Genomic DNA, 25,548 nt, shown 5'->3' on the forward strand with positions numbered 1-25,548 from the left:
GATCACACCGAATCTGACCGGAAGCCGGGGTTGTCCCCGATGCGCCGGAGGCAGCGGTCGTGCTTGTCTGGAGAGGACGGCGAGCGGTGGACGAACTTGGGGCGAACCATGGCGCAGACCGATGATCGGACAACCCGTTGGCAGCGGTATTGGGACCGCAAGTCCGCGAACTACGACAAAGAGATCGGCGTCCTGGATCGCAGGGTTTTCGGTGACTCTCGCAGGTGGGCATGTTCGCGCGCGACCGGCGAGATCCTCGAGGTCGCCGTGGGTACCGGGCTGAACTTACCCTTCTACGCCGACGACGTTGTCATCACCGGCCTGGACATCAGCAAGCAGATGCTCGATCTGGCCCGATCGCGAGCACAGGACGTAGGCCGCGAAGTGGCACTGCGGCAAGGGACTGCTCACGCATTGCCGTTCGTCGACGCCTCGTTCGACACCGTTTTGTGCACCTTGGGCTTGTGCGCCATACCCGATCACGAGACAGCGGTCGATGAGATGGTGCGGGTGCTGCGCCCCGGTGGGCGGCTGATCCTCGTCGACCACGTCGCCAGCTCGGCACGCCTTGCGCGTGGTGTGCAGTGGCTGGTGGAGCGCATCACGATTCCGATGGCAGGAGAGCATTTTCTGCGTCGACCGCTGCACCTCGTTCAGGACCGCGGCCTAGAAGTGGAACTGCGGCAACGGTTCAAGCTAGGCGTCGTGGAACGACTCGTCGCTCGCAAGCCGATCGACCACTGACCGACTGGCCGAACAGCTTCGCCGATCGTGGCTCAACAGCTGGGCGAGGCGGGTCTTCCAAGTCGCGGTCAGGGAATCTTCGACAGCGGCCGGCTCTCCTAGGGGTCCTTGGGGGAAGGAGAGAGCCGGCCCCGGTTCCGCTACCGCGCTTCCGACAAGCCGAACTTGTTGTGGAAGGCGCGGAGCCATCCCGGCAACCACCAGTTGCCGTCGCCGCACATGCGCATCAGCGCGGGCATGAGCGCACCTCTGATCAGTGTTGCGTCCACGATCACCGCGATCGCGAGCCCGACACCGAGCAGCTTGACCGGAGTCAGCCCTGAGGTCGCGAAGGCGAACAGCACCACCGCGACGATCACCGCGGCCGCCGTCACGAGCCTGCCGACCCGCTCGAGGCCCCCCGCGACCGAGGCCACGTTGTCACCAGTGAGCTCGTGGTGCTCCTTGATGCGGGACAACATGAACACCTGGTAGTCCATCGACACACCGAACGCCACGCAGAACATCAGGATCGGCATCCGGATGTTGACGTTGTCCGTGACGATGAAGTCGCCCACCAACCAGCGCAGGTGGCCCTCCTGGAAAATGAAGACCATCGCTCCGAACGTGGCGGTGAGGCTGAGCAGGTTCATGAAGATGGCCTGCAACGGGATCAGCAGGCTGCCGGTGAACAGGAACAGCAGGATGAACGTGGTCACCGCGATGAACAGCAACACCCACGGCAACGCACCGCCGACGTTGACCCGCGCGTCCACCAGCTGCGCGGCCTGACCGCCGACCAACCGGTCCGTGGACGGCGACGGCAGGTCTCGCACCTTCGCCACCAGGTCGCCACCCTGCGGCGAGTACGGCTCGGGCTCGGAGATGATCGACACCCAGGTGCCCACCTGCGCGTCGAACCTCGCCGAACTCGGGTCCGGCGGTGCGACCTGCTCCCCCTTGATGTACGAACCGGTAGCGGCGTCGACCCTGGTGACGCCGCTGACCTGGGAGAGCTTGGTGGCGTAGTCGCCGATCTTCGTGGAGTCGGCCTGCGCGGGCACGCCTGGCAGCACCACGGTGAGCGGAGAGTCCTCCTTGCTCGCGTAGTTGTCGCGGATGTATTGCGCGGCAACGTGTGCCGGTGCGTCGGGCGGCAGCACGCGGTCGTCCGACTCGCCGAACTTCGCGCCCAGGAACGGCGATCCCACGACGAGCAGCAGGGCCGTCACGATCAGGAAGAACGGCAGCGGCCGCTTCATCACGATCAGCGACCAGCGGTGCCAGAAGCCACCGCTGCCGTCGGTCTGCGCGGCCTTCTTGCGGGACCGGAACAGGCCCTGCAGGCTCAGCGCGTCGACCTTGCGTCCCAGCACCGACAGCAGGGCGGGCAGTACGACCACCGCACCCAGCGCAGCCAGCGCCACCACGGAGATGCCCGCGTAGGCGAACGAGCGCAGGAAGTTCATGGGGAACAACAACAGCGACGACATCGACACCGCGACGGTCAACGCGGAGAAGACGACTGTGCGGCCGGCGGTACGCACCGTTGTGCCGATCGCTTCCTTCACATCGGATCCGCTCGCCAGCTCCTCTCGGAATCTCGTGAGGATGAAGAGGCTGTAGTCGATGGCGAGGCCGAGCCCGAGCGCGATGGTGATGTTCACGGCGAACACCGACACCGGCACCATCATGTTGAACACCTTCAACATGACGAGCGCACCGACCACCGCCAGGCCACCCACCGCGAGCGGCGTCAGCGCGGCGATGACACCGCGGAACACCAGCAGCAGGATCAGCAACGTGAGCGGCGCGGCGATGAGCTCGGCCCGCACCAGGTCCTCGTCGCTCTGCGTGTTGACCTCAGCCCTGACCTGCGCGACACCCGTTGCCTCGACGGTGAACCCGTCGCGCTTGCCGACGATGTTCGGCACGATGCGCGTGGTCGCCTTGCTGACCTCGTTCTCGTCGCCGGCGAGCCGGACGAGCACCATCGCGGACTTGCTGTCCTCACCGCGAAGTGGCGGCGCGCCGTTCAGGCTCCAGAACGACTCCGCCTGCACCACACCGGATTCCTTGGCGAGCCGGTCCGTGAGCTCCGTGCCGAACTTGACCGCGGCGGGGTCCTCGACGGACCCCGGCGTCTTCACCAGGAACACCAGATGTGGTGCTCCTGCCTTGAAGTCCTTGTTCAGGATGTTGTCGGCGCGGGTCGCCTCCGCGTTGGTCGCGGTGATCCCGCCTTCGGACAGGCGTTCCGTGACATCCGATCCGAACGGCAGCGCGAGTCCGATCGCGACGACCACGGCGACCAGCACCAGGATCCGGCGCCGGAAGACGCCGTGTCCGATGCGTTCCAGCAGTGAGCGCTTAGCCCCCTTGCCGATGCCGGGCGGCGCCTCCCGCTCCTTCTGGTCCGCTGTCATGTGTTGCTCACTCCTCGGTGAAACTCCTGCGGGCGGGTGATCGTCACCCGATGACAAGAGTCTGCGGGCGCGGCCCGTCCCGAGACTTGTAAGAAACGGCTATACCCACCGGGGGTACGCGCGCTACCTCGCGCGGCCGTGCCGTTCGGGGACGTCCATGCATCCCAACGTCACCTTCTCGCAGTCCTCGCTCGGAGGGTGTGGGGACACCGCTTTGGCGAGCAGCGACGGTGCAAGGCCGAAGGTGCGGCGGGTGACGTTGGTGAGGTGTGCGGAATCGGTGAATCCCGCGGTGTGCGCGGCCTCGGTCAGCGTGGCGCCACCGAGTACCGACTCGACGGCTCGTTGTAGCCGCAACCACAGCACGTAACGGCGGAACGACAGGCCGATCTCGGACGCGAACAAGTGCCGCAAGCGGCTGTCCGAGATGCCCACCGCGTCACTCACCTCGGACAACGAGACCGGGCCGCTGATGATCGTCGGCAGATAACGGATGGCGTCCACGAGCACTGGGTGGCCCACGACACCGGTCACGACTCGGCAGTCGACACCCAGCGTGACGAAGATGCGGCACACCAGTGCTTCGGGCTCCTGGTCGTCGCGGCTCAGCAACGCGGGCGTCAACGTGCTCGCAGAATCGACCCACGCAGCGACGGACGACGAGACGCCGCGTGCGACGAGTTCCCGGCCGGTGGTGCTCTCCGGTTCGAGATAGAGCATCACCGTGCGTGGGTTGCCCTCGACGATGGCGTGCGGCTCGTTAGCCGGGATCACGGCGGACTGGCAGCGCTGCCGCCGGCCCTCTCCGTCCTGGAGCTCGACCTGGCCGTCGGCGAGAACGATCTGGATCGCGTGGTGCGCGTGTTCGGCCGCCTGGCCGACCGCACCGAGGTAGAGCTGCCACCCCGGCCGGATCACGCCGATCCCACCGCTCCAGGTGCTGCCCGCCATCAGCCTCCCCTGTCCACGCCGGTCGCCGCACGTGGGCACCATTGTGACAGGGGCGCACATCAGACGGTCGATTCGTCCGATTCAGCGACGTGTGCGAACGCGCGCACCTGCGCCGTCAACGCCACCTTGCCCGTGTTCTCGACCTCGACGCTGATGCCGAAGACGATCTCGGTGAAACCGCGGATTCGCGGCGTGACCGACACCAGTTCGGCAGTCGTGCGGATTCGGGTGCCCGCCGTGACCGGCGCCGAGAACCGCAGCCGGTCCATGCCCTTGTTGAGCCGGTCGGCAGGCCCCCGCGAAGCCCCTGGACAGCTCTCTGCAGCCTGTGCCGGTTGCATTGGATCAGATGGACCGGTCCCGTCGGCTGCTGGTGATCACAGCAGTCGCGGTGAAGAAGCGGCTGCGAGGCGTGGCCTCGAGCACTGCCGGCGAGTTTGTTTCCTGCAGCTTTCCCGGCGTCTGTAACGCAACCCTGCGTGGAACCGACCTTCGATGCGACGAGCAACTACTACGGGGTCTAGTAGCCGCGATGTCGCACAGAGTGATCGGTTACCGAGAGGTGGACAGCATGACGGCGCCGAAGGCCAGACCCCTTCCGCTGCTGAGACGTCTTTCCCGCATGATGCTGTCCCTTGTGGTCGGTGCGGGCGTGGCCATGCCGTTCGTGGTCGCGTCCGCACCGATGGCGTTAGCGGCTCCGTGCGATGCGCCGGTGTCCAACAAGGTTCTGTGCGAGAACACCAAACCCGGCACGCCGGACTGGCAGGTCTCCTCGCGGGACGACTCGATCCTCGGCTACACCACCGACATCAGCGTCACGCCCGGCGGTCGCGTCGACTTCAAGATGCTGACCACGGCGTCGTCGTACACGGTCGACATCTACCGCCTGGGTTGGTACGCGGGCGTGGGTGCGCGACACATGGGCCAGGTCAGCCGCAACACCGCGCAGAACCAGCCGGCCTGTCTGCGGGACGCGCCAACAGCGCTCATCGACTGCGGTAACTGGGCGGTCTCGGTGAGCTGGACCGTGCCCTCCGACGCGGTCTCAGGCATCTATTATGCGCGGACCCGGCGCAATGACACCGGCGCGCAGAACGAGATCGTGTTCGTTGTTCGTGACGACACCTCACGCTCGAAGATCTTCTTCCAGACGTCGGACGCCACCTGGGTCGCGTACAACCGCTACGGCGGCAACAGCCTCTACTTCGGCGACGGTCCTGGCCAGGGTGGGTCGTCGTACAAGGTGAGCTACAACCGTCCGTACACCGGCGGTGACGGCGACGAGAACTTCATCTTCAACGCCGAGTACCCGATGCTGCGCTTCCTGGAGGCGAACGGGTACGACGTGAGCTACACGACTGAGGTCGACACGGCTCGCCGCGGCCAGCTCATCAAGAACCACAAGGTGTTCATGCCGGTCGGGCACCCGGAGTACTGGTCGAACGAGCAGCGCGCCAACGTCGAGTCCGCTCGCGACGCCGGCGTGAACCTCGCGTTCCTGACAGGCAATGAGATCTTCTGGAAGCACCGGTGGGAGAAGAGCATCGACTCCTCCCAGACCGACTGGCGGACTGTCGCAGCTTTCAAGGAGACCAAGGGCACCCAGAACGACGGCCTGAACGACTGGACCGGCACTTGGCGCGACCCGCGCTTCAGTCCGCCCCAGGACGGCGGCCGACCCGAGAACGCATTGCTGGGCAACCTCTTCACCGTCAACGGCCGCCGCGACGACTCGCTGCAGGTACCCGCCGCCTACGGCAAGATGCGGCTCTGGCGGCACACCAGTCTGCAGAACATGACCGCGGGCACCACATACACCTTCGAGCCAGGCACGCTGGGTTACGAATGGAACACCGTGGAGGACAACGGGTTCCAGCCTCCGGGTGTGGCGCAGCTGTCGCGTACCGTGGTCGACCTGCAGGGTTACTACGTGTTGAAAAACCACGGCGACGAGTACGGCTCCGAGGTCAAGACACACGCGATCACCTACTACCGACACCCCAGTGGTTCGCTGGTGTTCGCCGCAGGCACCGTGCAGTGGGCATGGGGCGTGGACGACGAGCACGCCTTCCGCACCAACACACCGACCGCCGACGTCCGGATGAAGCAGGCCACGATCAACTTCCTGGCGGACATGGGCGTGTTCCCATCTACGCTGCAAGCCGGCCTGACCGCGGCGACGACGAGCAGCGACACCGCGCCGCCCGGCGTGACGATCAGCACGGTGCCCGCACAGTCCACGGTCGGGCAGCCGTACACGTTCTCCGGCACGGTGATCGACGCAGCGGGCCAGGTGGCCGGTGTCGAAGTGTCCACCGACGGCGGCAACCGCTGGCATCCGGCGACGTGGCAAGCCGGGCAGACGACGTGGAGCTACACCTACACGCCCGCGCAGTCGGGCCCGGCGCAGTTGAGGGTCCGCGCGGTCGACGACTCGGCGAACCTCTCCGCGCCGGTTTCCGCAACGCCTGGTGTGTCGTCCAGGACGTGTCCGTGCGGTGTCTTCAGCGGTACTGACCTGCCGAAGGTTGTTTCGGCGAACGACAGCTCCGCGCTCGAACTCGGCATGAAGTTCCGCAGCAGCACCTCAGGTTACGTGCGGGGTGTGCGGTTCTACAAGGGCGAAGGCAACACCGGCACGCACACCGGCACGCTCTGGTCGACCAGCGGTGAGCCGCTGGCCACCGGCACGTTCGTCAACGAGACCGCGACAGGCTGGCAGACGCTGCTGTTCCCGTCACCGATCGCAGTGCAGGCGAACACCACCTACATCGCCTCCTACTTCGCCCCGACAGGCCGCTTCTCGTACGACACCGAGTACTTCTTCCGCAAGAAAAAATACCTGGAGCCACTGACCGGCCTGGAGTCCGGCGTGGACGGAACCAACGGCGTCTTCAAGTTCGGCTCGGGCTTCCCCAGCAACACCTTCGGTGACACCAACTACTGGGTCGACGTGGTCTGGGCGCCGGACCCCGGCCCGGACACCCGCGCACCGGTCCAGACGGCCAGCTCGCCCGTCGCCGACGCCGGTTCGGTCGCACTCACCACGACGGTGTCGGGCATGTTCGACGAAGCGGTGACGCTCACCGGCGCGCAGTTCACGGTGACCGGCCCGAGCGGCGCGGTGTCCGGCACGATGTCGTTGTCCGCGGACACGCGAACAGTCACGTTCACACCGTCGGTGCCGCTGACAGCCGCGACCACCTACACGGCGGCGCTCAAAGCCGCCGACGTGTCGAACAACATGTCAGCGCAGACGAACTGGACGTTCACCACAGGATCACCACGTCCGGCGGCGTGCCCGTGCACCGTCTGGGACGACTTCGCCGCGCCGGCCACAATGGACTCCGGTGACACCAACCAGGTCGAGGTGGGGACCAAGGTTCGCTTCGACGGCAAGGGCGAGGTCCTCGGCGTCCGGTTCTACAAGAGCACCGGCAACACCGGCACCCACACCGGCTCGTTGTGGACCTCCACGGGCCAGCTCCTGGCACAAGGCACGTTCACAGTGGAAACCACATCCGGCTGGCAGAAGCTGATGTTCTCCTCGCCAGTCGCGGTGCAGGCGAACACCACCTACGTCGTGTCGTACTACGCGCCGAACGGCCGATACTCGGTCAGCTCCGGCTACTTCAACGGCCAGGGTGCGGACTACAAGTCCCTGCACGCCTTGCAGAACGGCACCGACGGTGGCAACGGCGTCTACCGCTACGGCAGCGGCGGAGGCTTCCCGAGCTCGTCATACAACGCGACGAACTACTGGGTCGACGTCATCTACCGCAACGGCCTCAACGGCGACACCACACCGCCGACGCTGACCAACCGCACGCCGGGCGTCGACGCGACGAACGTCTCGCTCACTGCGCCACTGACGGCAACGTTCAGCGAACCGGTCGACCCGGCCTCGGCGCAGCTCTGGCTGACCGATCCCAGGGGCGGCAAGCTGACCGGCTCGGTGTCGCTCTCGGCTGACCAGAAGACGGTGACCTGGACACCGGCGGGCAAGCTCGCACCGGGCACTCGCTACCAGGCGCACGTGGGCATCGCCGACGCGAACGGCATCGCGCTGGCCGCGCCGGCGGAGTGGGGCTTCACCACCACGACGACGCCAACCTGTCCGTGTTCACTGTTCAGCACAGCGACCGTGCCCACCGTGACATCCACGGACGACGGCGGCGCCTACGAGCTCGGTGTCCGGTTCTCGCCGACGCAGTCCGGCCAGATCACCGGCGTGAAGTTCTACAAGGGCACGGGCAACACCGGCACCCACACCGGCTCCCTGTGGAACGCCTCCGGCACGCGTCTCGCAACCGGTACGTTCAGCGGTGAGACCGCGACCGGCTGGCAGACGCTGACATTCGCGCAGCCGGTGATCGTAAGCGCGGGCCAGACCTACACCGCGTCGTACACGACCACCACGGGCCGCTACGCGGTGAACGGTGGATACTTCGCCACCGGTCCGGTCAACTCGGCACCCCTGACGGCACCGCAGGAGCAGAACGGTGTGTTCGTGCCGGGCTCTGGCTTCCCGACGATGACGTACGGCTCCGGCAACTACTGGGTCGACGTCGTCTACCAGCCGAACGCGGACAACGACGCCCCGGTGGTACAGAGCCGCACCCCGTTGGACGGTGCGACCGCAGTCGGGTTGACGAGCACCGTATCGGTGTCGTTCAACGAACCTGTTGAGCTGGGTAGCGCGCAGTTCTCCCTGACCGATCCCGGTGGGGCGAAACTCTCCGGCACGCTGTCGCTGTCCGGCGACCAGCGCACCATCACGTGGGCTCCATCCGCGAGGTTGGCGGCGGGGGCGCGCTATACGGCAAGTCTGCGGATCGCAGACGCGTACGGGAACCTGATGCCCGCGGCGACCACGTGGTCGTTCACCACCACGTCGACGCAGGCATGTCCGTGCTCCTTGTTCAGCACTGCAACAGTTCCGACAGTCACGGCGACCAATGACAGCGGCGCCTACGAGCTGGGTGTCAGGTTCACGTCCTCGGCCAACGGCCGGATCACCGGCGTGAAGTTCTACAAGGGCGCGGCCAACACCGGCACCCACACCGGATCCCTCTGGACCGCCGACGGGACTCGGCTGGCAACCGGCACGTTCTCCAACGAGACGGAGACCGGCTGGCAGACGCTGACGTTCACCACCCCGATGGACGTCACCGCCGGCGTCACCTACGTCGCGTCGTACACCACGACAACAGGCAGGTACGCGCTCGACACCGGGTACTTCTCGGCATCGGCCGTGACCAGCTCGCCGCTCAGCGCGGGGACCGCCAACGGCGTGTTCCAGGCGGGATCGGGATTCCCGTCGACCACGTACAACGGCGGCAACTACTGGGTGGACGTGGTGTTCGAACAGAGCTGATCGGGAAGTGCAGAACGGCGGGCCGCGCGGACATCCATGCGGCCCGCCGTTTCGTTCACAGGGCAAAGCTTCACGTCTCGCTTGCAACGGTGTCTGCAGGCTCGATACCTGCGACGAGGTTGAAGGCACCAGTGAGCAGGTTGAGGGTCACCACGCCGACCACCTCCGCGATGACGCGGTTGCTCCAGCCGTGTATCCGAAGCCCAGCAACGTCGTCGTCTGAGATTCCGGATGGCTCTGCGAGAACGCGCACCGCGAAGGCGATCAGTGCCGCCTCCCGCGGATCGACGGCGGTTCCCTGGCGTGCGAGGACGATGTCGCTGTCGCTTACCCCGTTCGCACGGGCAGCCTCGGTGTGCGCGGCCAAGCAGGTACCGCAGCCTATCCACTCCTGCGCGGCAAGGGAGATCTTCTCGCTGAGGGCGCGTGGCAGCTTGACACGTTTGAGAGCTCGCGAGAAGTCCAGGTAGCCCTGTAGCAGTGCGGGTGAATGGGCCATGCTGCTCACCATGTCGCCGACCGAATCATGTCGCGTGATGATGTCGGTGAGCAGTTCGCGAGACTTCTCCGGGGCGTCCGCTGGGTCGAGTGCGGGGATGCGTCGCATGTGGAGCTCCTGAAGTGGGAGGGTTGCCGCCCGCCGTGGTGAGGCGGGCGGCAACCGAGGTGGGTGGCTCAGACGTTGGCCGACTCGCGCTCGGCGTCCGGGGCAGCCGCACGGCTGCCGCGCAACGTCCCGGCCGCGATGAGCGCGCCCACGATCGCGATGCCGGCGGCTCCGATGAAGGCGGCGGACACTCCGGTGGTCAGCGCGTTGGCGTCACTGAGCTGACCGGCGCCGTACGAGGCGGCCAGCGCGGTCATCGCGGCCAAGCCGAGTGCGGACCCGATCTGGTAGCTGGTGTTGACGATGCCCGACGCGAGGCCGCCCTCTTCCGGGCGAGCGCTCGAGATGGCCGTGCCCAGCGACGGGATGAACGCCAGCGCCATGCCGGTGGCCGCCACCAGCGAGGCGGGCAGCACGTCCACCCAGTAGTTGCCGTCCGGGCGCACCAGCGCGAGCCAGCCCAGACCAGCCGCGAGCACGACGAGCCCGGTGACCACCATCGGCTTGACGCCGAACCGGGCGGTGAGGCGAGGTGCGACGACCACCATCAGCACCATGATCGCGGTGGTCATCGGCAGCAGCGCCGAGCCGCTCGTGAAGGCACCGAGGCCCAGCACCTGCTGCAGGTAGAGGTTGAGGAAGAACCACATCGGGATCCACGCGCCACCGAGCAGCAGCTGGGCGATGTTCGCCGCCCCGAGCTGGGGAGTGCGGAAGATGCCCAGCCGCACCAGCGGAGCCTTCCGCTTGGCCTGGATCAGCAGGAACGAGCCCAGCAGCACGACGGCGACGATCAAGCCGACGATCGTCTCGGCAGAGGCCAAACCCGCTTCGGGAGCGCGCACGATGGCGTAGACCGCTACCGCGAGTCCCGCGGTCACCGTGATCGCGCCGAGCAGATCGGTGGAGCCGCGCTGAGCGGCACCGGCGGGCATCAGGGCCGGGATGGCGATCAGGGCGATCACCGCGATCGGCACGTTGATGTAGAAGACCCACGGCCAGCTCAGGTACTCGGTGATGACGCCGCCGAGGAAGACGCCGGCGGTACCACCGGCCGGAGCGGCGGCGCCGTAGATGGCGAGCGCCTTGCCGAGCTGGGCGGGTTCGCTGCCGAACAGCATCATCAGCAAGGTCAGAGCGGAGGGGGCGATGAGCGCGGCTCCGGCGCCCTGCACCGCGCGACCGAGCAGCTCGACCCAGATCTCGCCCGCGGCGCCGGCAACGACGGAGCCCACCAGAAGCACCAGCCAGCCGGTGGCGAACATGCGGCGGGCACCGAACAGGTCGGACAGCTTGCCGCCGAGCAGCAGCAACCCACCGAACGCGACGACGTAGGCGTTGAAGACCCAGGACAGGTTCTCTTGGGAGAAGCCGAGATCCGCCTGGATCCTCGGCAGGGCCACCCCGATGATCGAGGTGTCCATGATGACCATGAACTGTGCCGCGGCGATGAGGGCGAGTGCCCACCACCTGCGCCGGGCGGACTTATCCACACTGGACATTTCAATACTCCATACCGGTAGGGGGTATTGACCGGACAGACTCCTGCCTTGGTCGCGCAAAGCGGCTACCCCTGCGAAACGGAAGATCTTGACGGATCGTGGCCGCGATTCCCTCGCGGCCACGTTCACTCAGTGCTGGTGATGACCTTCGTGGCCGCCACCGTGGTACTGGTGCACCACCGCGTGCCCCTTGCCGCGCGAGATCAGCCAGCGGTTGACCGGAACCGTGATCACGAACGCCACTGCCAGCGCGAACGCGAGGCTCACCCAGAACAACCAGCTGCCGAGGCCTGCTTCCATCGCGCCCGGCACAGCCAGCATGACCCCGTTGTCGACGATCTCCATCACGGCGATCGATACGGTGTCGGCGGCGAACGCGACGCCGATGGCGGTACGGAGAGGCAACCCGGACTTCAGCACGGGCCGGATGGTGAGCGCGTAGCCGAACACGAAGGCAAGGGCGACGGCGAGCGCGATGGTCGACAGGTTCGACCAGCCCAGCGCGGTGCCGATGACCATGCCGAGCACCTCGCCGATCGCACAGCCGGTGAGGCAGTGCAGCGTCGCAGAGATGGCGAGCTTCGTCAGATTCGTTTGCGCACCAGCGTGATCCATGACCCGTTCCCTTGCCTTAGCTCTCGGCTTGCATACCCTGCTGGGGTATGCTGTGGCGAAGATACGCCCATACCCCCCAGGGGTGTCAAGGCCACTTTGAGGGACGTCGACCATGCGCGTCATCGCCATCGAGGAACACTTCTCCCACCCGGCCCTGCAGAGCGCCGATGCCCTGGCCTCGCTACGCCGTCACCCAGTTCACCCACGTACAGGAACGACTGGAGGACGACTGGAAAGGAAGGCTGCGCGACATGGACGCGGCAGGGATCGACGTCCAGGTGCTCTCCCACACCGTGCCCGGCGCGGAACGGCTCGTTGGGACGGGAACGATCCAACGCGCAACAGAGGCCAACGACGCTTTGGCCAGCATCGTCGCTACTCACCCGCACCGATTCGCCGGGTTCGCCGCGTGACCGATGCGCGAACCCGAAGCGGCGGCGGTTGAACTGCGGCGTGCGGTCGACGAACTCGGGTTCAAGGGAGCGCTCGTCAACGGCCTTGTCGACGGCCGGTTCCTAGACGATCTCCGCTTCCGACCGGTGCTGCGCCAAGCCGAGCAGCTCGGCGTGCCGATGTACCTGCACCCGGCTGCTCCCCCGGCAGCGGTCGCCGGCGTGTACTTCGGCGGTCTACCGCAGATCACGGCAGATCACCTGGCCACCGCGGCGTGGGGGTGGCACTCCGAGACCGCGTTGCACTTGCTGCGGCTCATCGTCGCCGGGATCTTCGACGAGTTTCCCGCGTTGCAGGTGGTCATCGGCCACATGGGCGAGATGATCCCGTTCGCGTTGGCCCGGATCGACACCGTGCTCACGCCGATCAGCGCCGAGCTGCGGCAACCCGTGGCGGACTACTTCCGCACCAACATCTGGATCACCACCAGCGGCTACACGACGTTCCCGCCGCTGCAGTGCGCGCTTGCCGTGCTGGGGGCCGACCGGATCATCTTCTCCGTCGACTACCCCTACACGCCGAACGAACCCGCCCGAGTGCTGCTCGACAACGCGCCGATCAACCAGGAGGACCGGGAGAAGATCGCGCACGGCAACGTGGAGCGGCTACTCCGCCCGTGAACGACCAAGCGCTGTTCTGTCCATCCTCTTGGCAATACGTCAGGCCGAGTGTTCGCGCAGCGCTGCCAGTCGCCGCCGGTACTCCTCTTCATCGACGTCCCCGCGGGCGAACCGCTCGGCCAGGATCTGCTCCGGCGTGTGCTGCGGTGAGGTGAAGCTCGACCGCGTTTCGCGGCCGAGGTAGCGGACCACTGCTACCACTCCGCCGATCACCAACGCCCAGAACAGGACCATGCTCACGGTCATGAGGACATATCCCCAACCGCTCATTCCGTTGCCATACCAGAACATCATTGTGCTCTCTCCATTCGGACCAGCGGAGCCGACGTACCGCGACGTCGTGGCTCTGCGTACTCACATTCCGTGATTCCCCTTGCTATGTGCTGGAAACGACCGTGCTGGGCGCGGCCGTTTGTGCATGCGGTGCCGCAGATTCCGGGATCTCCGCCGTGGGTAGGTGCAACCGCTTGAGCGCCAAGGCGTTCATCGCGACGATCAGGCTGGAGCCCGACATCGACAGCGCGGCGATCTCCGGACGCAGCATGAGGCCGAAGGCGGGTTCGAACACGCCCGCGGCGATCGGCAGCGCGATGGCGTTGTAGCCGATGGCCCAGCCGAGGTTCTGGCGCATCTTGCGCAAGGTACCGCGGCCAATGCGCAGGGCGATCGGGACGTCGAGCGGGTCGGAGCGCATGAGCACGATGTCGGCGGTCTCGATGGCCACGTCGGTGCCCGCGCCGATGGCGATGCCGAGGTCCGCCTGAGCCAGTGCCGGGGCGTCGTTGACGCCGTCGCCGACCATGGCGACCTTCCGGCCGTCGCGTTGCAGTTCGGCGATCTTGGCCGCCTTGTCGCCGGGCAGCACCTCGGCGATGACGGTGTCGATGCCCAGCTGTGCGGCGATCCGTGCGGCGGTGGCCTGGTTGTCTCCGGTCAGCATGACCACCTCGACGCCCAGGTCGTGCAAGGCCGCGACGGCCGCGACCGAGGTGTCCCTCGGCGCGTCGGCGATACCGATCACGGCTGCCGCGACGCCGTCCACCGACACCAGCACCGCGGTGCGGCCGGTGGCCGCCAGCTCGTCGCGACGCGCCGCCAACGTCCCCAGATCGACGTTCTCCCTCTCGAGCAGGCGCCGGTTCCCGACCACCACACGGCGACCGTCCACATGCGCGATCGCGCCGTGTCCTGGCACGTTCTCGAACCGCTCCGCGCGGGCGGCGTCGACACCGAGTGCGCCTGCATGACGAACGACGGCCTCGGCGAGCGGGTGTTCGGACTCGCGTTCCAAGGCGGCCACCAGCCGCAGCAGCTCGTCTTCCGACATGCCGACGGTGATCACGTCGGTGACCTCGGGCTCACCCCTGGTGAGGGTGCCGGTCTTGTCCATCACGACGACCTGGATACGCGCGGAGGTCTCCAGTGCCATGGCGTTCTTGAACAGCACACCGCGTTTCGCACCCATGCCCGTACCGACCATGATCGCCGTCGGCGTGGCAAGACCGAGCGCGTCCGGGCAGGTGATCACCACGACCGTGATCGCGAACAGGATCGCGGTGGCGAACGTGCTACCGGTCAGCAACCACGTGGCGAGGGTGGCGCCACCACCGATGAGGGCCACGAACACCAGCCAGAACGCGGCGCGGTCGGCGAGCCGCTGACCGGGTGCCTTGGAGTTCTGCGCCTCTTGCACGAGCTTGACGATCTGGGCCAGCGCGGTGTCCGAGCCGACCTTGGTCGCCCGGACGCGCAGGGCGCCGTTGGCGTTGATGGTCGCGCCGATAACCGCGGAGCCTGGAGCCTTGTGCACCGGCAAGCTCTCGCCAGTCACCATCGACTCGTCGACCTCCGACTCGCCCTCCTCGACCACGCCGTCGACGGCGATCTTCGCACCGGGCCGGACGAGCAACAGGTCTCCGACGACGACCTCGGCGGTGCTCACCTCGATCGGTTCACCGTCTCGGATCACCACGGCCTTGGGCGGTGCGAGGTCGAGCAACGTGCGAATCGCGTCATTGGCGCCACCACGAGCCCGCATCTCGAACCAGTGCCCCAGCAGCACGAACGCCGCCAGCACCGTCGCGGCCTCGTAGAACACTTCACCGCCACCGGTCAGCGTGATGACCAACGAGTACAGCCATCCCGATCCGACGGCGACGGCCACGAGCACCATCATGTCCAGCGTCCGGGCCCGCAGCGCCCGAACCGCTCCGTCGAAGAAGATCCAGCACGAGTAGAAGATCACCGGCAGGCTGAGCACGAGTAGAAGATCACCGGCAGGCTGAGCACGAGTGCCCACACGTCCTGCCGCACTCCGAACGGCGTCGGCAGATGCAGGCCGAACACCTCGGTGCCGATCGGCGACCACAACACGATCGGGAGTGAGAACACCAGCGCGACCAGGAAGCGGTTGCGCATGTCGGCGACCATCGCCGCCATCGACATGCCGGCGTGCCCTCCGTGTCCCATCGCCTCGTGCGGAGACCGCAACGTCTCCGCGTGATCGTCGTGATGGTCGTGCCCCGCCCTGTCCGGCTCCTCCATGGGATCGCAGATGTGATGGGGCACCGACTGGCCGGTGCAGTGGTAGCCGCAGTCGATCACCCATTGACGCAGCGTGGCGACGGAGGTGTGCGTGGGGTCGAAGACCACCGTCGCCGTCTGGGCGGTGGGATTGACCGAGACGTCGAGCACTCCGGGTTGCCTGCCCAGCTTGGCGTTGACGACGTTCTGCTCGGACGCCCACCGCAGTCCGCTGACGTCGAGCACGGCTGTGCTGGTGCGATCACTCATGATCATGCCTTCCTGGCTCGCGGTCGATCTGCGGCCCGACTGGACTGGATTACCAACAGGAGAGCCGCGATGACGATCGCGTCGCCAAGCCCCTCCATCAGGGTGACGCGCTCGCCGAGAATCGCAACACCGAACGCGACGCCGGCCACCGGGACGAGCAGTGTCCAGGCGGTGACCGAGGTGAGCGATGCGCGGCGCAGCTCGCCGAACCACAGCACGTACGGCAGTGCTGTCGCGCCTGCGGAAAGCACGAGCAGCGCCGTGATGAAGCGGGCGCTCCAGGTGATGGTGGTGGGCGGGCCTTCGGTGACCGCGGCGACCACCGACAGAGCGGTCCCACCGAGCAGGAACTGCCACGCGCCCAAGGCGAGCAGGTCGACATCGGTCAGACGGCGAGCCAGCAGCGCACCCGCGGTGATCCCGGCGGCGGCCAGCACCGCAAGGCCTGCTCCCCCGCCGAGACCGGTCGGCGCGGCCACCAGCACCAGCCCGCCGAAACCGATCGCCACCCCCGCGATCTCGACCGCCCGTGGCCGCTCGGCGTACAACCACCAGGCGGGCAACACGATCAGCAACGGCGCCGAGTTGCTCAGCACCGCGGCTGCCCCGGCGGTCAGGCCGCTCGTGCTGGCGAACATCGCACCGAAGGTGAGCGTGACGTTCGTCAGTGCCAGCACGCCGATGAGACTCCAGATACCCGCTCGGCGGGGAAGCACTGTCGCGTCCGCCTGCCGACCGGCGATCAGCAGAACGGCGAGCAGCAACAGCCCGGCCACCAGCGCGCGCAGGGAGGCGAACCACAGCACCGGAACGTCCCGCATGCCCCACGTGATCAACGCATAGCACGAACCCCAGCCCACGACGACGATCAGCATGCGCCACGGACGCACTCCTGTCGTCTCTGCACGCGCGGCGATCACGTCTCGTAGCCCAGCGTCGTCACCATGCCGGCCTCGGCGTGGCAGGTGTTGTGGCAGTGAACCATCCAGTGGCCTGCGTACGGCTCGCGACGGGACGTGCGCTCCGCCTCCCTGCTCATCCGATAGGCGTGGCCGAACAGCTCGAAGTCCTCGTCGCAGGTGAGCCGCTCGTAGACCACCGGTTCCTGCCGGCAGTACCCAGGCCGTCCGGACACCGACACGGTTCCCGCGTCCGGTCGCAGGACACCGACCAGGATCTTCATCAGGGTGGACTTGCCCGATCCGTTCTCGCCCACGAGCCCGATCACCTCACCAGGGCGCAGCGTGACGTCAGCACCCCGCAACACCTGCCGGTGGTGCCGGTAGCTCTTCTCGATCCCGGACGCCACCAGTGTGTTGTCGGTCTGCGTCGGAAGTGTTGTGGTCATGGCGCACTCCAGGTGCCGATCGCGTCTTGGGGAAGCCTCTGACGCGCAGTTCGATCGCAGCACCCGCAGGTACCGGCGTGGTGAACCGCAACGTGCCCTCGCGGTGATGCCCGCCCGGCCCCTGCCCGTCCCAGCTAGCGCCCTCCACCTGCCTGCCGTTCACGGTCAACCGGGCCGAGGCAGCCGGATCAAGGGCGAGCTCCACGGTGTGGGTGTCGAACTTGAGCTCGAACGCCGCTCCGGAGCGGTCCAGTGTGAGCGCCGTCATCGTCACCTCGACCGCACCCGCCTGCACCGTACCGAGTACCCAGGTCCGCAGGGCCCGGTTCGGGTCGCGAGAGCCACCAGGCGATCGCCCTGACTACAACCAGCGCGGCCACAGCGATCACGGCGACACCGCGCCACGAGGTGCTGATGTGCGACATGAGTCTCACCGTCCTGTCGCGACTCGTGTGCGACGCAGCCGTCGAGCGGCCAGGAACACGCCGAGCCCGTTGATGGCGACACCGGCCGCCATGATCGGAGTTCGGTACTCGGTGAGGAACACAGCCGCAACGGACGCACCGATGATCGGCGCCAGATCGGCCACGTGGTGAACGCAGCACGCGACCACGACCAGGATCGGAAACATGATCAACGTCGGGATGGCCGGCCACTGCAACAAGAACCCCGGTCATCACCAGCAGGAACCCGTCGTACTGCGGGTGCCGGACCCGCGCGTACGGCCCTGCCGCGGCCAGCCGGTTCTCCCTGGCCGCCTCGTGCAACCGGACCCACGCTGCGGAGATCAACCAGAAGCCACCCGCGATCGCCACGTAGCTGGCCAGGTGGAACGGGCTCAGGTGCGGATCACCGGTCCAGCCCGTCAGGTCGTTCCACAGGTGCCCACCAGCGTGGATGTCCTTCAGCAGCGGGAACCGCGACCCGAGCCAGGACCCGAGCAGGTAGATCGTCAGCGGGATGCCGTACATCTCGGTGAACAGCGCCACCAGGAACGCGGTGAACGCTCCCATCGCCCATCAGTCCCGCCTGGTTCGCGGCTGGAAGAAGCTCATCGCGAACACCACGAACAACACGATGTTCAGGAAGACCAGGGGCCACAGCCCATACGCCGCGTCAGCCATCACGACCGGCCTGAGCTGTGCTGATCGTGGTGCTGCTCGTCCGATCCGCCGTGGCCACCATGACCACCGTGGCCGCCCATCATGAACATCATCATGAGCGGGCAGGCGAGCACGAGCAGGCCGACCAGCATCGTTGGGAGCGGGACTCCCGCAAAGGCCGACCCGACGATCAGGATCGCCAGGGCGATCGCGTACAACCCGAGGTGTTGGCGTTTCATGACGTCCTCCGCTTCATCGGCTGACTTAGAGCATCGGCTCGCGCAACGCCCGGCGGCAGGGACCCAGGTTGTTCGACAACCGGGACCTACTACCCGACCTAGGAGAATCCTTGGGCTCTGCCCCGCCGTCCACGCAGGCGCCAACAGTGGAAAAGGACAGGTGTGCAGCGTGCCTGGCGCTACGAAGGGAGTCCCGCGATGGGCGATGACATCCACGTGGGCCAGATCGCCGGTTTCACTTTGCGCGTCAACTGGAGCGTGCTGGTGGCCCTCGGTCCCCGAGGCTTCGGCCCGACGCGATCAGGTCGTCCTACGCGGAAGCTGCACGTTCGCAACAGTGCGCCGACTGTTGAACCAGTTGAAGCTCTGACCCGTATGAAGCAGCGATGCCACCTACTAGGTACCGTAGTTGCATGACCGAGAGCACGCACCACAGGGCGATACATTGGGTCCTGCTGTGCGTGCTGTTCCTCGGTGTCGTCGGGATGCACCACGTTGCCGTGAGCGATGACATGTCGCCCACACACGGCTCAATGTCCGTGGGCGCTTACGACGCGCCGCCTACCGAGGAACCGGCACCGCAGCCCGCACATGAGATGTTGCACCTGTGCGTTGCCGTGCTGTGTGCCGTCGTGTCGCTACTCCTGCTCGGTTGGCTGTTGTTGCGCGCGGAGCGCCCGATCGCCGGGCGCATCCTGGCATCGGTGGCGTGGCCGCGGGCTCCCGATCGACCCCCTCCCCGAGGCGGTCGCGACTTGCTCAGTTCCCTGTGCGTGTTGAGATTGTGATCAGCCCGGCCCCCAGAGGCAAGTCACTTTCCCCAGCACATAAGGAAGAAGTCCCAATGAGGAAGTCTCTGATCGGGCTCGGTGTCGCCGGTGTGGCGACTGTCGCACTCGTCACCGGGTGCGGTAGCGGCAACGACACGGCGGACATGCAGCACAGCTCGACCACCGCGTCGACCCCGGCCGCGGGCCAGCAAGCGGACCACAACGAGCACGACGTCAAGTTCGCCCAGGAGATGATCCAGCACCACCAGCAGGCGCTGGACATGGCCAAGATGGTGCCGGGCAAGAGCACGAACGCGAAGGTGCTCGACATCGCCAAGCGAATCGAGGGCGCGCAGGACCCCGAGATCAAGAAAATGACCGAGTGGCTCACCAAGTGGGGTGCCGCTCCTACATCAACGTCGATGCCCGGCATGGATCACGGTGCCACGGGCAGTTCGATGCCCGGCATGATGACCGCCGAGGAGATGAACAAGCTCCAGCAGGCCAACGGCGCCGCGTTCGACCGCGCGTGGATGGAAATGATGATCAAGCACCACCAGGGTGCGATAGACATGGCCAAGACGCACCTCGAGAAGGGCAGCAACGCCGACAGCAAGAAGCTCGCCCAGGAGATCATCACCGCGCAGCAGGCTGAGATCACCGAGATGCAGGGGCTGCTGAAGTCGAGCTGACCCCCGCCGGAGGCATTCGGGCCGGGAGTGGACGAGATGTTCCCGCTCCCGGCCCGAACGCTCTTCTCACCGAGTCTGGGGGGAGTTCCTCGGCGAGGATGAAGGCTGGAACGGGGACCCCAGCCAGTGACTACTATAGCGAATCGTAGGCAGACGGGTGCCCCTGCCGTATCCTCTCCCTTTGGAGGAACGATGCACGGACTTGGTGAGTTGGAAGCCGCGGTGATGGACGTCCTGTGGCAGGAGCGGCCGCTCAAGGTGCGCGAGGTACTCGACCGGCTGGAAACGGGAAAGAAGCTCGCTTACACCACCGTGATGACTGTGCTCGACAACCTGCACCGCAAGGGCTGGGTCACACGGGAGCTCGAAGGCAAGGCCTACCGGTACGAGCCCGCGTTGAGCCGGGCTGAGGCAGCCGCCCAAACCGTGCGGGCTGTTCTCGCCTCCTCGGGCGACCCTGAAGCCGTGCTGATGCATTTCGCCCTGTCGGCCACAGAACAGGAGTCGGACCTTCTGCGTCAGGGTCTGCGCAAGAGGAAGAGGTTGGCCGCCTCATGACCGTTGCGGTCTCGCTGCTGTTCGGCGCCGCATTGGTGGGTTGGCTGGTACCGAGGTTTCTTGCGCGCCGTGTCGTCAGCGGAGGCGATCCGCTGGTCGCCGTGGTGGCGTGGCTCGCCTCGGCGACGGCCGTAGTAGCCACGACGATCGTCGGTGTCGTCCTCATCCTGCTGCCCGGCCACGGGTTCGGGCAGTCGATGCTCACCGCGCTGCACAACTGCTGGTCGTCCATTCAGCACGGGAGCGTTCCCAACCTCGAGGCAACCACTGGCGCCTTGGGCGCACTGTTGTTGCTCGGGCTCGGAGTCCGTCTCGTCATCGTTTCGGTGCGCAGTGCACAACGGCGTGCCCGAACTCGTGCCGACCACCTCGCGGTGCTACGCATCGCCGCACGTCGCGAGGGTGAGACGTTATGGCTCGAGCACGACGATCCGCTGGCGTTCAGCCTCGCAGGAAGGCCTGGTGTCGTCGTTGCCACAGAAGGCCTGGCCAAACAGCTGACCAGCGCCCAGGTGGAAGCCGTGCTCGCGCACGAACGTGCTCACCTGACCGGCCGGCACCATCTGATCATCGCGATCGCTGATGCGCTGGCCAACACGTTCCCGTTCTTGCCACTGTTCAAGCTGGCGCCCGGCGTACTTCGCGAGCTGGTGGAACTGGTTGCCGATTCGGCGGCAGTGCGCGTATGCGGCGCGGAAGCGGTGCGGGACGCCCTGCTGAAGGTGTCCCGAAACGGCGTGCCAGGCACGGCCCTGGCGATGAGCGGTACCTCGATCGACGTGCGAGTCGATCGATTGACCCACGGACGCGCTCCCACCAGCCGACGGCGTCAACTGTTCTCCTGCGGTCTGGCGGGCTTCACCGCCATGACCCTCCCCGTTCTGGTGGCCTCGGGCGCGATGTTCGCCGTGGTGACCGTGGCCTGTCCCGCCTGACCAGATCGCTCACCGATCGGCTGGCTGCAGCCGCGCCATCTCGGCCATGACGAGCCAGCGTCCGTCAGGTTGGCGACGCAGTGTGACGAACGTTTCGCGGAGTTGACCGTCGCCTGATCGCCACGTCGCCTTCGTGGTCGCCGCGGACTGCTCCTCGTTGCCGACAGCCACCTCCACGCTGATCACGACCGCCTTGCCGGTCGCCTCCACGACCAGCGAGCCACGCGGATTGTCGGGGTTTTCGGGGGCGAGATACGGCAGCACCCGGCGGTTGGTACGGCCGATCTCGTCCGGCTCAGCCGAGTGCGCGGCCTCGATGAAGGCCTTGGTCACGGACCGGGGATCGGCGAAGTTCGTGCCCGCCGCCGCTGATGGTGTGCCCGACAGCGGCGCCGGCGGTGCTTCGCCTATCGCGGATCGAGCAGCAGGCCCAACAGGTTCCTCGGTCGTCGGCGGCGCTTGCGACGACGGTGGAGCGGACGTGGCCGCCGGTGCCTGCTCTCCGTTGGTGTCCCTGTCGATCAGCACAGACACCAGCAGCAGACCACCACCAGCCAGTACGGCCAGTAGGACGCCTCTTGGACTGCCGGCTGCCATCGCGGTGCTCCTCGATCACGCAGTGAAGCTGATGTGCAGGTGGTCGTAGTGACCGCCGGTGGGGTTGGTGACGTCGTACACGCCTGCGCCGGTGTACTTCTCGCCCCACCCTCCCTGGTCACCGGTGGTCGGATCCCAGTAGCGCCCCTGCCAGATGATGTAGCGGATCTTCAGCGGGCCCGCGTAGGCCCGCGTCCAGGAGGCCATCCGCCAGCCCGCCGCGAGCCGCTCGCCGGCGGGGAACACGCCGAACCGGTCCGGGAACACGTCACATGCCTTGCCCGTGGGATGGTCGCTGAACGGTGTCTCCGGTCGCGCGCCGTAGCAGCTGACCGAGGCGATCTGCGGCCCGAAGGCGCTGCGGAGCTGTTGCAGCGCATGCGCGGTGGCCGCAGTAAGGCACCCCGCTGTCGTGGGATCGTCGACGACGCACCCAGTCGGCGGCCCGGCAAAGGGCACGGAAGCCGGCAGTCCGGCAAGATCCGCACCGCCTGGCACCGGCCCCCCGTCACCGGAAGGCGCGGACTCTGCGGCGGCCCACTCACGTTCGTACTTGCGGATGTTGTCGAGATAGCGGCGGATGAGGGACACACACTCATCACCACACCCCGCTTCCCCCGACTGAGGAATACCGGTGCGGCTCAACAACACCCGGCCGCACCCGGCGATGTGGCACACGCTCATCGCGTCGTGCGGCTCGAGTGATTTACCCGTCTGCTTGATATGCGCGGTCATTCCACGCAAGTTGCTGCACAGGAACTTGAGCCCAAGTCTCATGTGGATCGCCGGATCGAAGATGTCCGCTCCGGAGGGCGGGGGAACGCTGGCCCACGCCTGTCCGCCGAGGTTCTTCCAGTTCGCCTGGTTGATCTGGAGCAGACCCGCCGCTCCGCCGTTGCTGTCGTTGCTCCACGCGGTCGGTCGCCAGCCGGACTCGGCCTGCACTTCGGCGATGACCCGCAACGGGTTGAGCTCCGGGCAGTCCGTGGCGACGAACGACGTGATGATCGGAGCCATTTCCCGGGCCAGCGGCGGGATCTTGGCGATGTCGAAGGTGGCCTGCCCAGTTGCCGCTCCAGCGACCGCACCCTGGTTGGTGTTGCGGACCATGAAAGGCAGCACGAACACGGCCTGAATCGCCAGGAAGGCCGCCAAGGCGACCACGCACACCGCCAGCACCAGGTGCGGCACCCTCATGAAGCCTCCCACCGGACAACAACCCGTGACTTACTATCACGAGTAGTACATCCGGTCCACTAGGCCCCTACGGGTGAACAAGCGGTGGTCGTGCACTCGCGCCGCCGCCACCGCACGACCACGGCCGTCGCGAGCACGGCCAGCGACGCCAAGGCGAGCAGCGGTTGCAGCGGAGCCCAGACGCCGAGCGCCCCGGACACGCCTAGCAACGCCATGACGATCTTGTTGCAGACGGGGCACCCGACCGCGAGCGCGCTGAGCAGTGAGCCGCCGTAAACGCGGGCAGATCCGGCGCGCTCCTGCTGAACACCGGGCCGGATACCGGCCCACGCCGCCGTGAGGACCGCCGTCAGCACGAGCACGGGCAGTTCCCACCACCGGACCGGGGTCATGCGCGTGAACATCGAGTTGTCGATGACATCGGTCGGCACACCCACGACGGCAGCACTCAGCGCCGCGCCGGTGAGCGCGCGAGCCCAACTCCACGTCCAGGTCTGCACCTGAGCGCCGTCCATCGGCACCCCCGCCATATCTACTATCGAAAATAGTAACCTACGCGGTGCCTCCGGCACGACGGAGAAGATTTCTTCCCCACAACACACCCGTCGCGCCGAGCACCAGCCAGGCGGCCAGAGCGGCGATCGAGCGCGGTGATCCGAAGTCCAGCACGGCATCGCCCAGCAGAGCGGCGACCAGCGTGGTGGGCACGAGCCCGAGAGCGGTGCCCAGCGCGAACAGCACCGGACGCACGGCCGTCACCCCGGCGCCGTAGTTCGACGCGGCGAACGGAATCACCGGCAACAGCCGTAGCACGAGCGTCGCGGCCAGACCGTTCTTCGCGAAGACTTCGTCCAGCGTGCGCAGGCGGCTGCCGCCGAGCCAGCGCGCCGCGGCCTCCCGCCCCAACAACAGGGAAACCGAGTTCCACGTGCTCGTGCTGCTCGCGGCGCTGGGCACCGTGGTGATGGCCGATGCGGCGGACCTCATGCTGCTCGCTGCCGGCTATCTGCTGGCGAGCATCCCGCTGTACGCGCTGGCCAGCTTCGCGAAGGACCCGGCGGGCACCGAGGCGTCGCTGAAGTTCTACCTGCTGGGGGCGTTGCTGGGCGTCACCACGCTCATCGGCGTCACGCTGCTGTTCGGCGTTGGAGGGGCCACCGGGTACATGGACCTGCGGCTGGCCGAGGCACCGCCGGCCGCGGTGGCCGTGGGGACCATCGCGTTGCTCGCCGGTCTGCTGTTCAAGATCGGCGCGGTACTCGCCCACTTCTGGGTACCGGACGTGACCGAAGGCGCCCGGCCCGTGGTCGCCGCATTCGTCACCACCGTGCCGAAGATCGGCGCGGTCGTCGCCACCTACCGCCTGGTGACGATGCCTCTGCGCGACGCCGGAATCGACTGGAGCCTGCTGATCGCGGTCATCGCCGCGGCCACCATGACACTGGGCAACCTCGCGGCGTTCTTCCAGGACAACGTTGGGCGGCTGCTCGCCTACTCGACGATCAGCCAGGTCGGCTACCTGCTCATAGCGGTGGCGGTGGCCGAGCGCGCCGACCTGGCGCTACCGAGCGTGCTGCTGTACCTGGCCGCATACGCGATCACGAACCTGGGCGCGTTCGCGGTCGTGTGCGCACTGCCCGCAGCGGTGACGCTCGAGGACTATCGCGGCCTGGTGCGTGAGCGGCCGTGGCTCGCTGTCAGCCTGGTGGTGTGTCTGTTGGGCCTGATCGGCACCCGCCGACCGCAGTGTTCGCCGGCAAGCTGACCGTATTCACCGCAGCCCTCGACGGCGGACTGCTCTGGCTGGTGGTACTCGGAGCGGTCAACACGGTCGCCAGCTTGTTCTACTACCTGCGGTGGGTGGTTCCGGCCGTGCGGGGTGAGGCCCCAGGCACGTCCGACATCCGCCCTTCGGCGGCCCGCGTGGCGTACCTGCTGGCCGCAGCTTCGCTGATCGGTGGCGCCCTGTCCGGGGCAGTGCTGCCGATGTTCGACGGCGCTCTCCTCCAGTGACCGCCCTCTCTCCCTACTACGAATCT

At 67.0% G+C, this 25,548-nt stretch carries 26 protein-coding genes; 9 read left to right on the forward strand and 17 right to left on the reverse strand.

Translation table 11 applies throughout. The annotated features are described in order from the left end of the window. Positions 1–108 precede the first annotated feature (108 nt). Positions 109–744 carry a class I SAM-dependent methyltransferase gene (locus BLR21_RS31835; protein ID WP_090012019.1) on the forward strand — a complete coding sequence of 212 codons (636 nt, stop codon included), beginning with the start codon at positions 109–111 and terminating at the stop codon, positions 742–744. A 140-nt stretch (positions 745–884) separates the two neighbouring features. Here the strand turns inward: BLR21_RS31835 and BLR21_RS31840 are convergent, their stop codons facing one another. From BLR21_RS31840 to BLR21_RS31850, 3 genes are all read right to left on the reverse strand, one after another. Continuing rightward, positions 885–3,149 carry an MMPL family transporter gene (locus tag BLR21_RS31840; protein ID WP_090011855.1) on the reverse strand — a complete coding sequence of 755 codons (2,265 nt, stop codon included), beginning with the start codon at positions 3,147–3,149 and terminating at the stop codon, positions 885–887. 123 nt (positions 3,150–3,272) lie between these two features. Further along, a complete protein-coding gene (locus BLR21_RS31845) occupies positions 3,273–4,100 on the reverse strand; it encodes a helix-turn-helix transcriptional regulator (RefSeq protein WP_176929893.1) in 828 nt (275 codons plus the stop codon). A gap of 59 nt (positions 4,101–4,159) precedes the next feature. After that, positions 4,160–4,369, reverse strand: a complete 210-nt coding sequence (locus BLR21_RS31850) for a hotdog family protein (protein WP_090011859.1) — start codon at positions 4,367–4,369, stop codon at positions 4,160–4,162. Positions 4,370–4,671: 302 nt separating this feature from the next. Between BLR21_RS31850 and BLR21_RS31855 the strand changes: the two genes are divergently transcribed. After that, on the forward strand, positions 4,672–9,480 hold the full coding sequence (locus tag BLR21_RS31855) for a DUF4082 domain-containing protein (protein WP_256335069.1): 4,809 nt from the start codon (positions 4,672–4,674) through the stop codon (positions 9,478–9,480). 70 nt (positions 9,481–9,550) lie between these two features. On the opposite strand, the gene BLR21_RS31860 is transcribed toward BLR21_RS31855, so the two are convergent. The 3 genes from BLR21_RS31860 to BLR21_RS31870 form a co-directional block, all read right to left on the reverse strand. Then, a complete protein-coding gene (locus BLR21_RS31860) occupies positions 9,551–10,087 on the reverse strand; it encodes a carboxymuconolactone decarboxylase family protein (protein ID WP_090011863.1) in 537 nt (178 codons plus the stop codon). Positions 10,088–10,155: 68 nt separating this feature from the next. After that, the gene (locus tag BLR21_RS31865; RefSeq protein WP_090011865.1) at positions 10,156–11,589 is read right to left on the reverse strand and encodes an MFS transporter; all 1,434 of its coding nucleotides are present in this window, start codon (positions 11,587–11,589) and stop codon (positions 10,156–10,158) included. Between the two features lie 129 nt (positions 11,590–11,718). Next, on the reverse strand, positions 11,719–12,204 hold the full coding sequence (locus BLR21_RS31870) for a DUF4396 domain-containing protein (protein ID WP_090011867.1): 486 nt from the start codon (positions 12,202–12,204) through the stop codon (positions 11,719–11,721). 167 nt (positions 12,205–12,371) lie between these two features. Here BLR21_RS31870 and BLR21_RS44095 point away from each other — a divergent pair, with 167 nt between their 5' ends. Both BLR21_RS44095 and BLR21_RS31875 read left to right on the forward strand, forming a co-directional pair. Then, positions 12,372–12,617 (forward strand): amidohydrolase family protein, encoded by a 246-nt coding sequence (locus tag BLR21_RS44095; protein ID WP_256335070.1) that lies wholly within the window; start codon positions 12,372–12,374, stop codon positions 12,615–12,617. A gap of 3 nt (positions 12,618–12,620) precedes the next feature. Next, entirely contained in the window at positions 12,621–13,277 is a 657-nt protein-coding gene (locus BLR21_RS31875) for an amidohydrolase family protein (protein WP_256335071.1), read from the forward strand. Positions 13,278–13,316: 39 nt separating this feature from the next. Here the strand turns inward: BLR21_RS31875 and BLR21_RS31880 are convergent, their stop codons facing one another. From BLR21_RS31880 to BLR21_RS31905, 7 genes are all read right to left on the reverse strand, one after another. After that, on the reverse strand, positions 13,317–13,523 hold the full coding sequence (locus tag BLR21_RS31880) for an SHOCT domain-containing protein (protein WP_256335072.1): 207 nt from the start codon (positions 13,521–13,523) through the stop codon (positions 13,317–13,319). Between the two features lie 130 nt (positions 13,524–13,653). After that, complete coding sequence (locus BLR21_RS31885; protein ID WP_256335073.1) at positions 13,654–15,537, reverse strand: heavy metal translocating P-type ATPase; 1,884 nt, start codon at positions 15,535–15,537, stop codon at positions 13,654–13,656. Next, positions 15,519–16,070 (reverse strand): cation transporter, encoded by a 552-nt coding sequence (locus tag BLR21_RS44100; RefSeq protein WP_256335074.1) that lies wholly within the window; start codon positions 16,068–16,070, stop codon positions 15,519–15,521. The genes BLR21_RS31885 and BLR21_RS44100 overlap by 19 nt, the downstream gene beginning before the upstream one ends. A 2-nt stretch (positions 16,071–16,072) precedes the next feature. Then, the gene (locus BLR21_RS31890; protein WP_090012021.1) at positions 16,073–16,945 is read right to left on the reverse strand and encodes a DMT family transporter; all 873 of its coding nucleotides are present in this window, start codon (positions 16,943–16,945) and stop codon (positions 16,073–16,075) included. Between the two features lie 41 nt (positions 16,946–16,986). Next, positions 16,987–17,418, reverse strand: a complete 432-nt coding sequence (locus BLR21_RS31895) for an ATP-binding cassette domain-containing protein (protein WP_090011871.1) — start codon at positions 17,416–17,418, stop codon at positions 16,987–16,989. A gap of 430 nt (positions 17,419–17,848) precedes the next feature. Then, positions 17,849–18,049, reverse strand: a complete 201-nt coding sequence (locus BLR21_RS31900) for a hypothetical protein (RefSeq protein ID WP_143027958.1) — start codon at positions 18,047–18,049, stop codon at positions 17,849–17,851. Between the two features lie 492 nt (positions 18,050–18,541). Further along, positions 18,542–18,760 carry a DUF2933 domain-containing protein gene (locus BLR21_RS31905; RefSeq protein WP_090011876.1) on the reverse strand — a complete coding sequence of 73 codons (219 nt, stop codon included), beginning with the start codon at positions 18,758–18,760 and terminating at the stop codon, positions 18,542–18,544. An 844-nt stretch (positions 18,761–19,604) separates the two neighbouring features. Between BLR21_RS31905 and BLR21_RS31915 the strand changes: the two genes are divergently transcribed. The 3 genes from BLR21_RS31915 (at position 19,605) to BLR21_RS31925 (ending at position 21,715) form a co-directional block, all read left to right on the forward strand. Then, entirely contained in the window at positions 19,605–20,222 is a 618-nt protein-coding gene (locus BLR21_RS31915) for a DUF305 domain-containing protein (RefSeq protein WP_090011880.1), read from the forward strand. Between the two features lie 192 nt (positions 20,223–20,414). Beyond that, positions 20,415–20,780: a BlaI/MecI/CopY family transcriptional regulator gene (locus tag BLR21_RS31920; RefSeq protein ID WP_090011881.1), complete on the forward strand. Its 366-nt coding sequence runs from the start codon at positions 20,415–20,417 to the stop codon at positions 20,778–20,780. After that, the gene (locus BLR21_RS31925) at positions 20,777–21,715 is read left to right on the forward strand and encodes a M56 family metallopeptidase (protein ID WP_090011883.1); all 939 of its coding nucleotides are present in this window, start codon (positions 20,777–20,779) and stop codon (positions 21,713–21,715) included. Before BLR21_RS31920 ends, BLR21_RS31925 begins: the two co-directional genes overlap by 4 nt. A gap of 9 nt (positions 21,716–21,724) precedes the next feature. On the opposite strand, the gene BLR21_RS41905 is transcribed toward BLR21_RS31925, so the two are convergent. The 4 genes from BLR21_RS41905 to BLR21_RS31945 form a co-directional block, all read right to left on the reverse strand. Further along, a complete protein-coding gene (locus tag BLR21_RS41905) occupies positions 21,725–22,312 on the reverse strand; it encodes a hypothetical protein (RefSeq protein ID WP_143027959.1) in 588 nt (195 codons plus the stop codon). Between the two features lie 15 nt (positions 22,313–22,327). Continuing rightward, on the reverse strand, positions 22,328–23,503 hold the full coding sequence (locus BLR21_RS31935) for a lytic transglycosylase domain-containing protein (RefSeq protein WP_176929894.1): 1,176 nt from the start codon (positions 23,501–23,503) through the stop codon (positions 22,328–22,330). Positions 23,504–23,568: 65 nt separating this feature from the next. Further along, positions 23,569–24,039 (reverse strand): hypothetical protein, encoded by a 471-nt coding sequence (locus tag BLR21_RS31940; protein ID WP_090011889.1) that lies wholly within the window; start codon positions 24,037–24,039, stop codon positions 23,569–23,571. A gap of 22 nt (positions 24,040–24,061) precedes the next feature. Next, positions 24,062–24,466, reverse strand: coding sequence for a TVP38/TMEM64 family protein (locus BLR21_RS31945; RefSeq protein ID WP_176929895.1), 405 nt, complete (start codon positions 24,464–24,466; stop codon positions 24,062–24,064). Here BLR21_RS31945 and BLR21_RS31950 point away from each other — a divergent pair. Together BLR21_RS31950 and BLR21_RS44105 are read left to right on the forward strand one after the other, a co-directional pair. Continuing rightward, entirely contained in the window at positions 24,438–25,274 is an 837-nt protein-coding gene (locus BLR21_RS31950; RefSeq protein ID WP_256335075.1) for an NADH-quinone oxidoreductase subunit N, read from the forward strand. The two genes, BLR21_RS31945 and BLR21_RS31950, sit on opposite strands and share 29 nt — an antisense overlap. Continuing rightward, positions 25,256–25,522, forward strand: a complete 267-nt coding sequence (locus BLR21_RS44105) for a hypothetical protein (RefSeq protein WP_256335076.1) — start codon at positions 25,256–25,258, stop codon at positions 25,520–25,522. The genes BLR21_RS31950 and BLR21_RS44105 overlap by 19 nt, the downstream gene beginning before the upstream one ends. Positions 25,523–25,548: the final 26 nt, after the last annotated feature.

The organism is Lentzea albidocapillata subsp. violacea, assembly GCF_900100275.1.
GTDB lineage: Bacteria > Actinomycetota > Actinomycetes > Mycobacteriales > Pseudonocardiaceae > Lentzea > Lentzea violacea.

Bases quoted from the DNA above. Each gene is read 5' to 3' on its own strand.
- BLR21_RS31835 (WP_090012019.1), top strand. From the start codon at position 109: ATGGCGCAGACCGATGATCGGACAACCCGTTGGCAGCGGTATTGGGAC.
- BLR21_RS31840 (WP_090011855.1), bottom strand. From the start codon at position 3,149: ATGACAGCGGACCAGAAGGAGCGGGAGGCGCCGCCCGGCATCGGCAAG.
- BLR21_RS31845 (WP_176929893.1), bottom strand. From the start codon at position 4,100: ATGGCGGGCAGCACCTGGAGCGGTGGGATCGGCGTGATCCGGCCGGGG.
- BLR21_RS31850 (WP_090011859.1), bottom strand. From the start codon at position 4,369: ATGGACCGGCTGCGGTTCTCGGCGCCGGTCACGGCGGGCACCCGAATC.
- BLR21_RS31855 (WP_256335069.1), top strand. From the start codon at position 4,672: ATGACGGCGCCGAAGGCCAGACCCCTTCCGCTGCTGAGACGTCTTTCC.
- BLR21_RS31860 (WP_090011863.1), bottom strand. From the start codon at position 10,087: ATGCGACGCATCCCCGCACTCGACCCAGCGGACGCCCCGGAGAAGTCT.
- BLR21_RS31865 (WP_090011865.1), bottom strand. From the start codon at position 11,589: ATGTCCAGTGTGGATAAGTCCGCCCGGCGCAGGTGGTGGGCACTCGCC.
- BLR21_RS31870 (WP_090011867.1), bottom strand. From the start codon at position 12,204: ATGGATCACGCTGGTGCGCAAACGAATCTGACGAAGCTCGCCATCTCT.
- BLR21_RS44095 (WP_256335070.1), top strand. From the start codon at position 12,372: ATGCCCTGGCCTCGCTACGCCGTCACCCAGTTCACCCACGTACAGGAA.
- BLR21_RS31875 (WP_256335071.1), top strand. From the start codon at position 12,621: ATGCGCGAACCCGAAGCGGCGGCGGTTGAACTGCGGCGTGCGGTCGAC.
- BLR21_RS31880 (WP_256335072.1), bottom strand. From the start codon at position 13,523: ATGACCGTGAGCATGGTCCTGTTCTGGGCGTTGGTGATCGGCGGAGTG.
- BLR21_RS44100 (WP_256335074.1), bottom strand. From the start codon at position 16,070: ATGAGTGATCGCACCAGCACAGCCGTGCTCGACGTCAGCGGACTGCGG.
- BLR21_RS31890 (WP_090012021.1), bottom strand. From the start codon at position 16,945: ATGCTGATCGTCGTCGTGGGCTGGGGTTCGTGCTATGCGTTGATCACG.
- BLR21_RS31895 (WP_090011871.1), bottom strand. From the start codon at position 17,418: ATGACCACAACACTTCCGACGCAGACCGACAACACACTGGTGGCGTCC.
- BLR21_RS31900 (WP_143027958.1), bottom strand. From the start codon at position 18,049: ATGTTTCCGATCCTGGTCGTGGTCGCGTGCTGCGTTCACCACGTGGCC.
- BLR21_RS31905 (WP_090011876.1), bottom strand. From the start codon at position 18,760: ATGAAACGCCAACACCTCGGGTTGTACGCGATCGCCCTGGCGATCCTG.
- BLR21_RS31915 (WP_090011880.1), top strand. From the start codon at position 19,605: ATGAGGAAGTCTCTGATCGGGCTCGGTGTCGCCGGTGTGGCGACTGTC.
- BLR21_RS31920 (WP_090011881.1), top strand. From the start codon at position 20,415: ATGCACGGACTTGGTGAGTTGGAAGCCGCGGTGATGGACGTCCTGTGG.
- BLR21_RS31925 (WP_090011883.1), top strand. From the start codon at position 20,777: ATGACCGTTGCGGTCTCGCTGCTGTTCGGCGCCGCATTGGTGGGTTGG.
- BLR21_RS41905 (WP_143027959.1), bottom strand. From the start codon at position 22,312: ATGGCAGCCGGCAGTCCAAGAGGCGTCCTACTGGCCGTACTGGCTGGT.
- BLR21_RS31940 (WP_090011889.1), bottom strand. From the start codon at position 24,039: ATGGCGGGGGTGCCGATGGACGGCGCTCAGGTGCAGACCTGGACGTGG.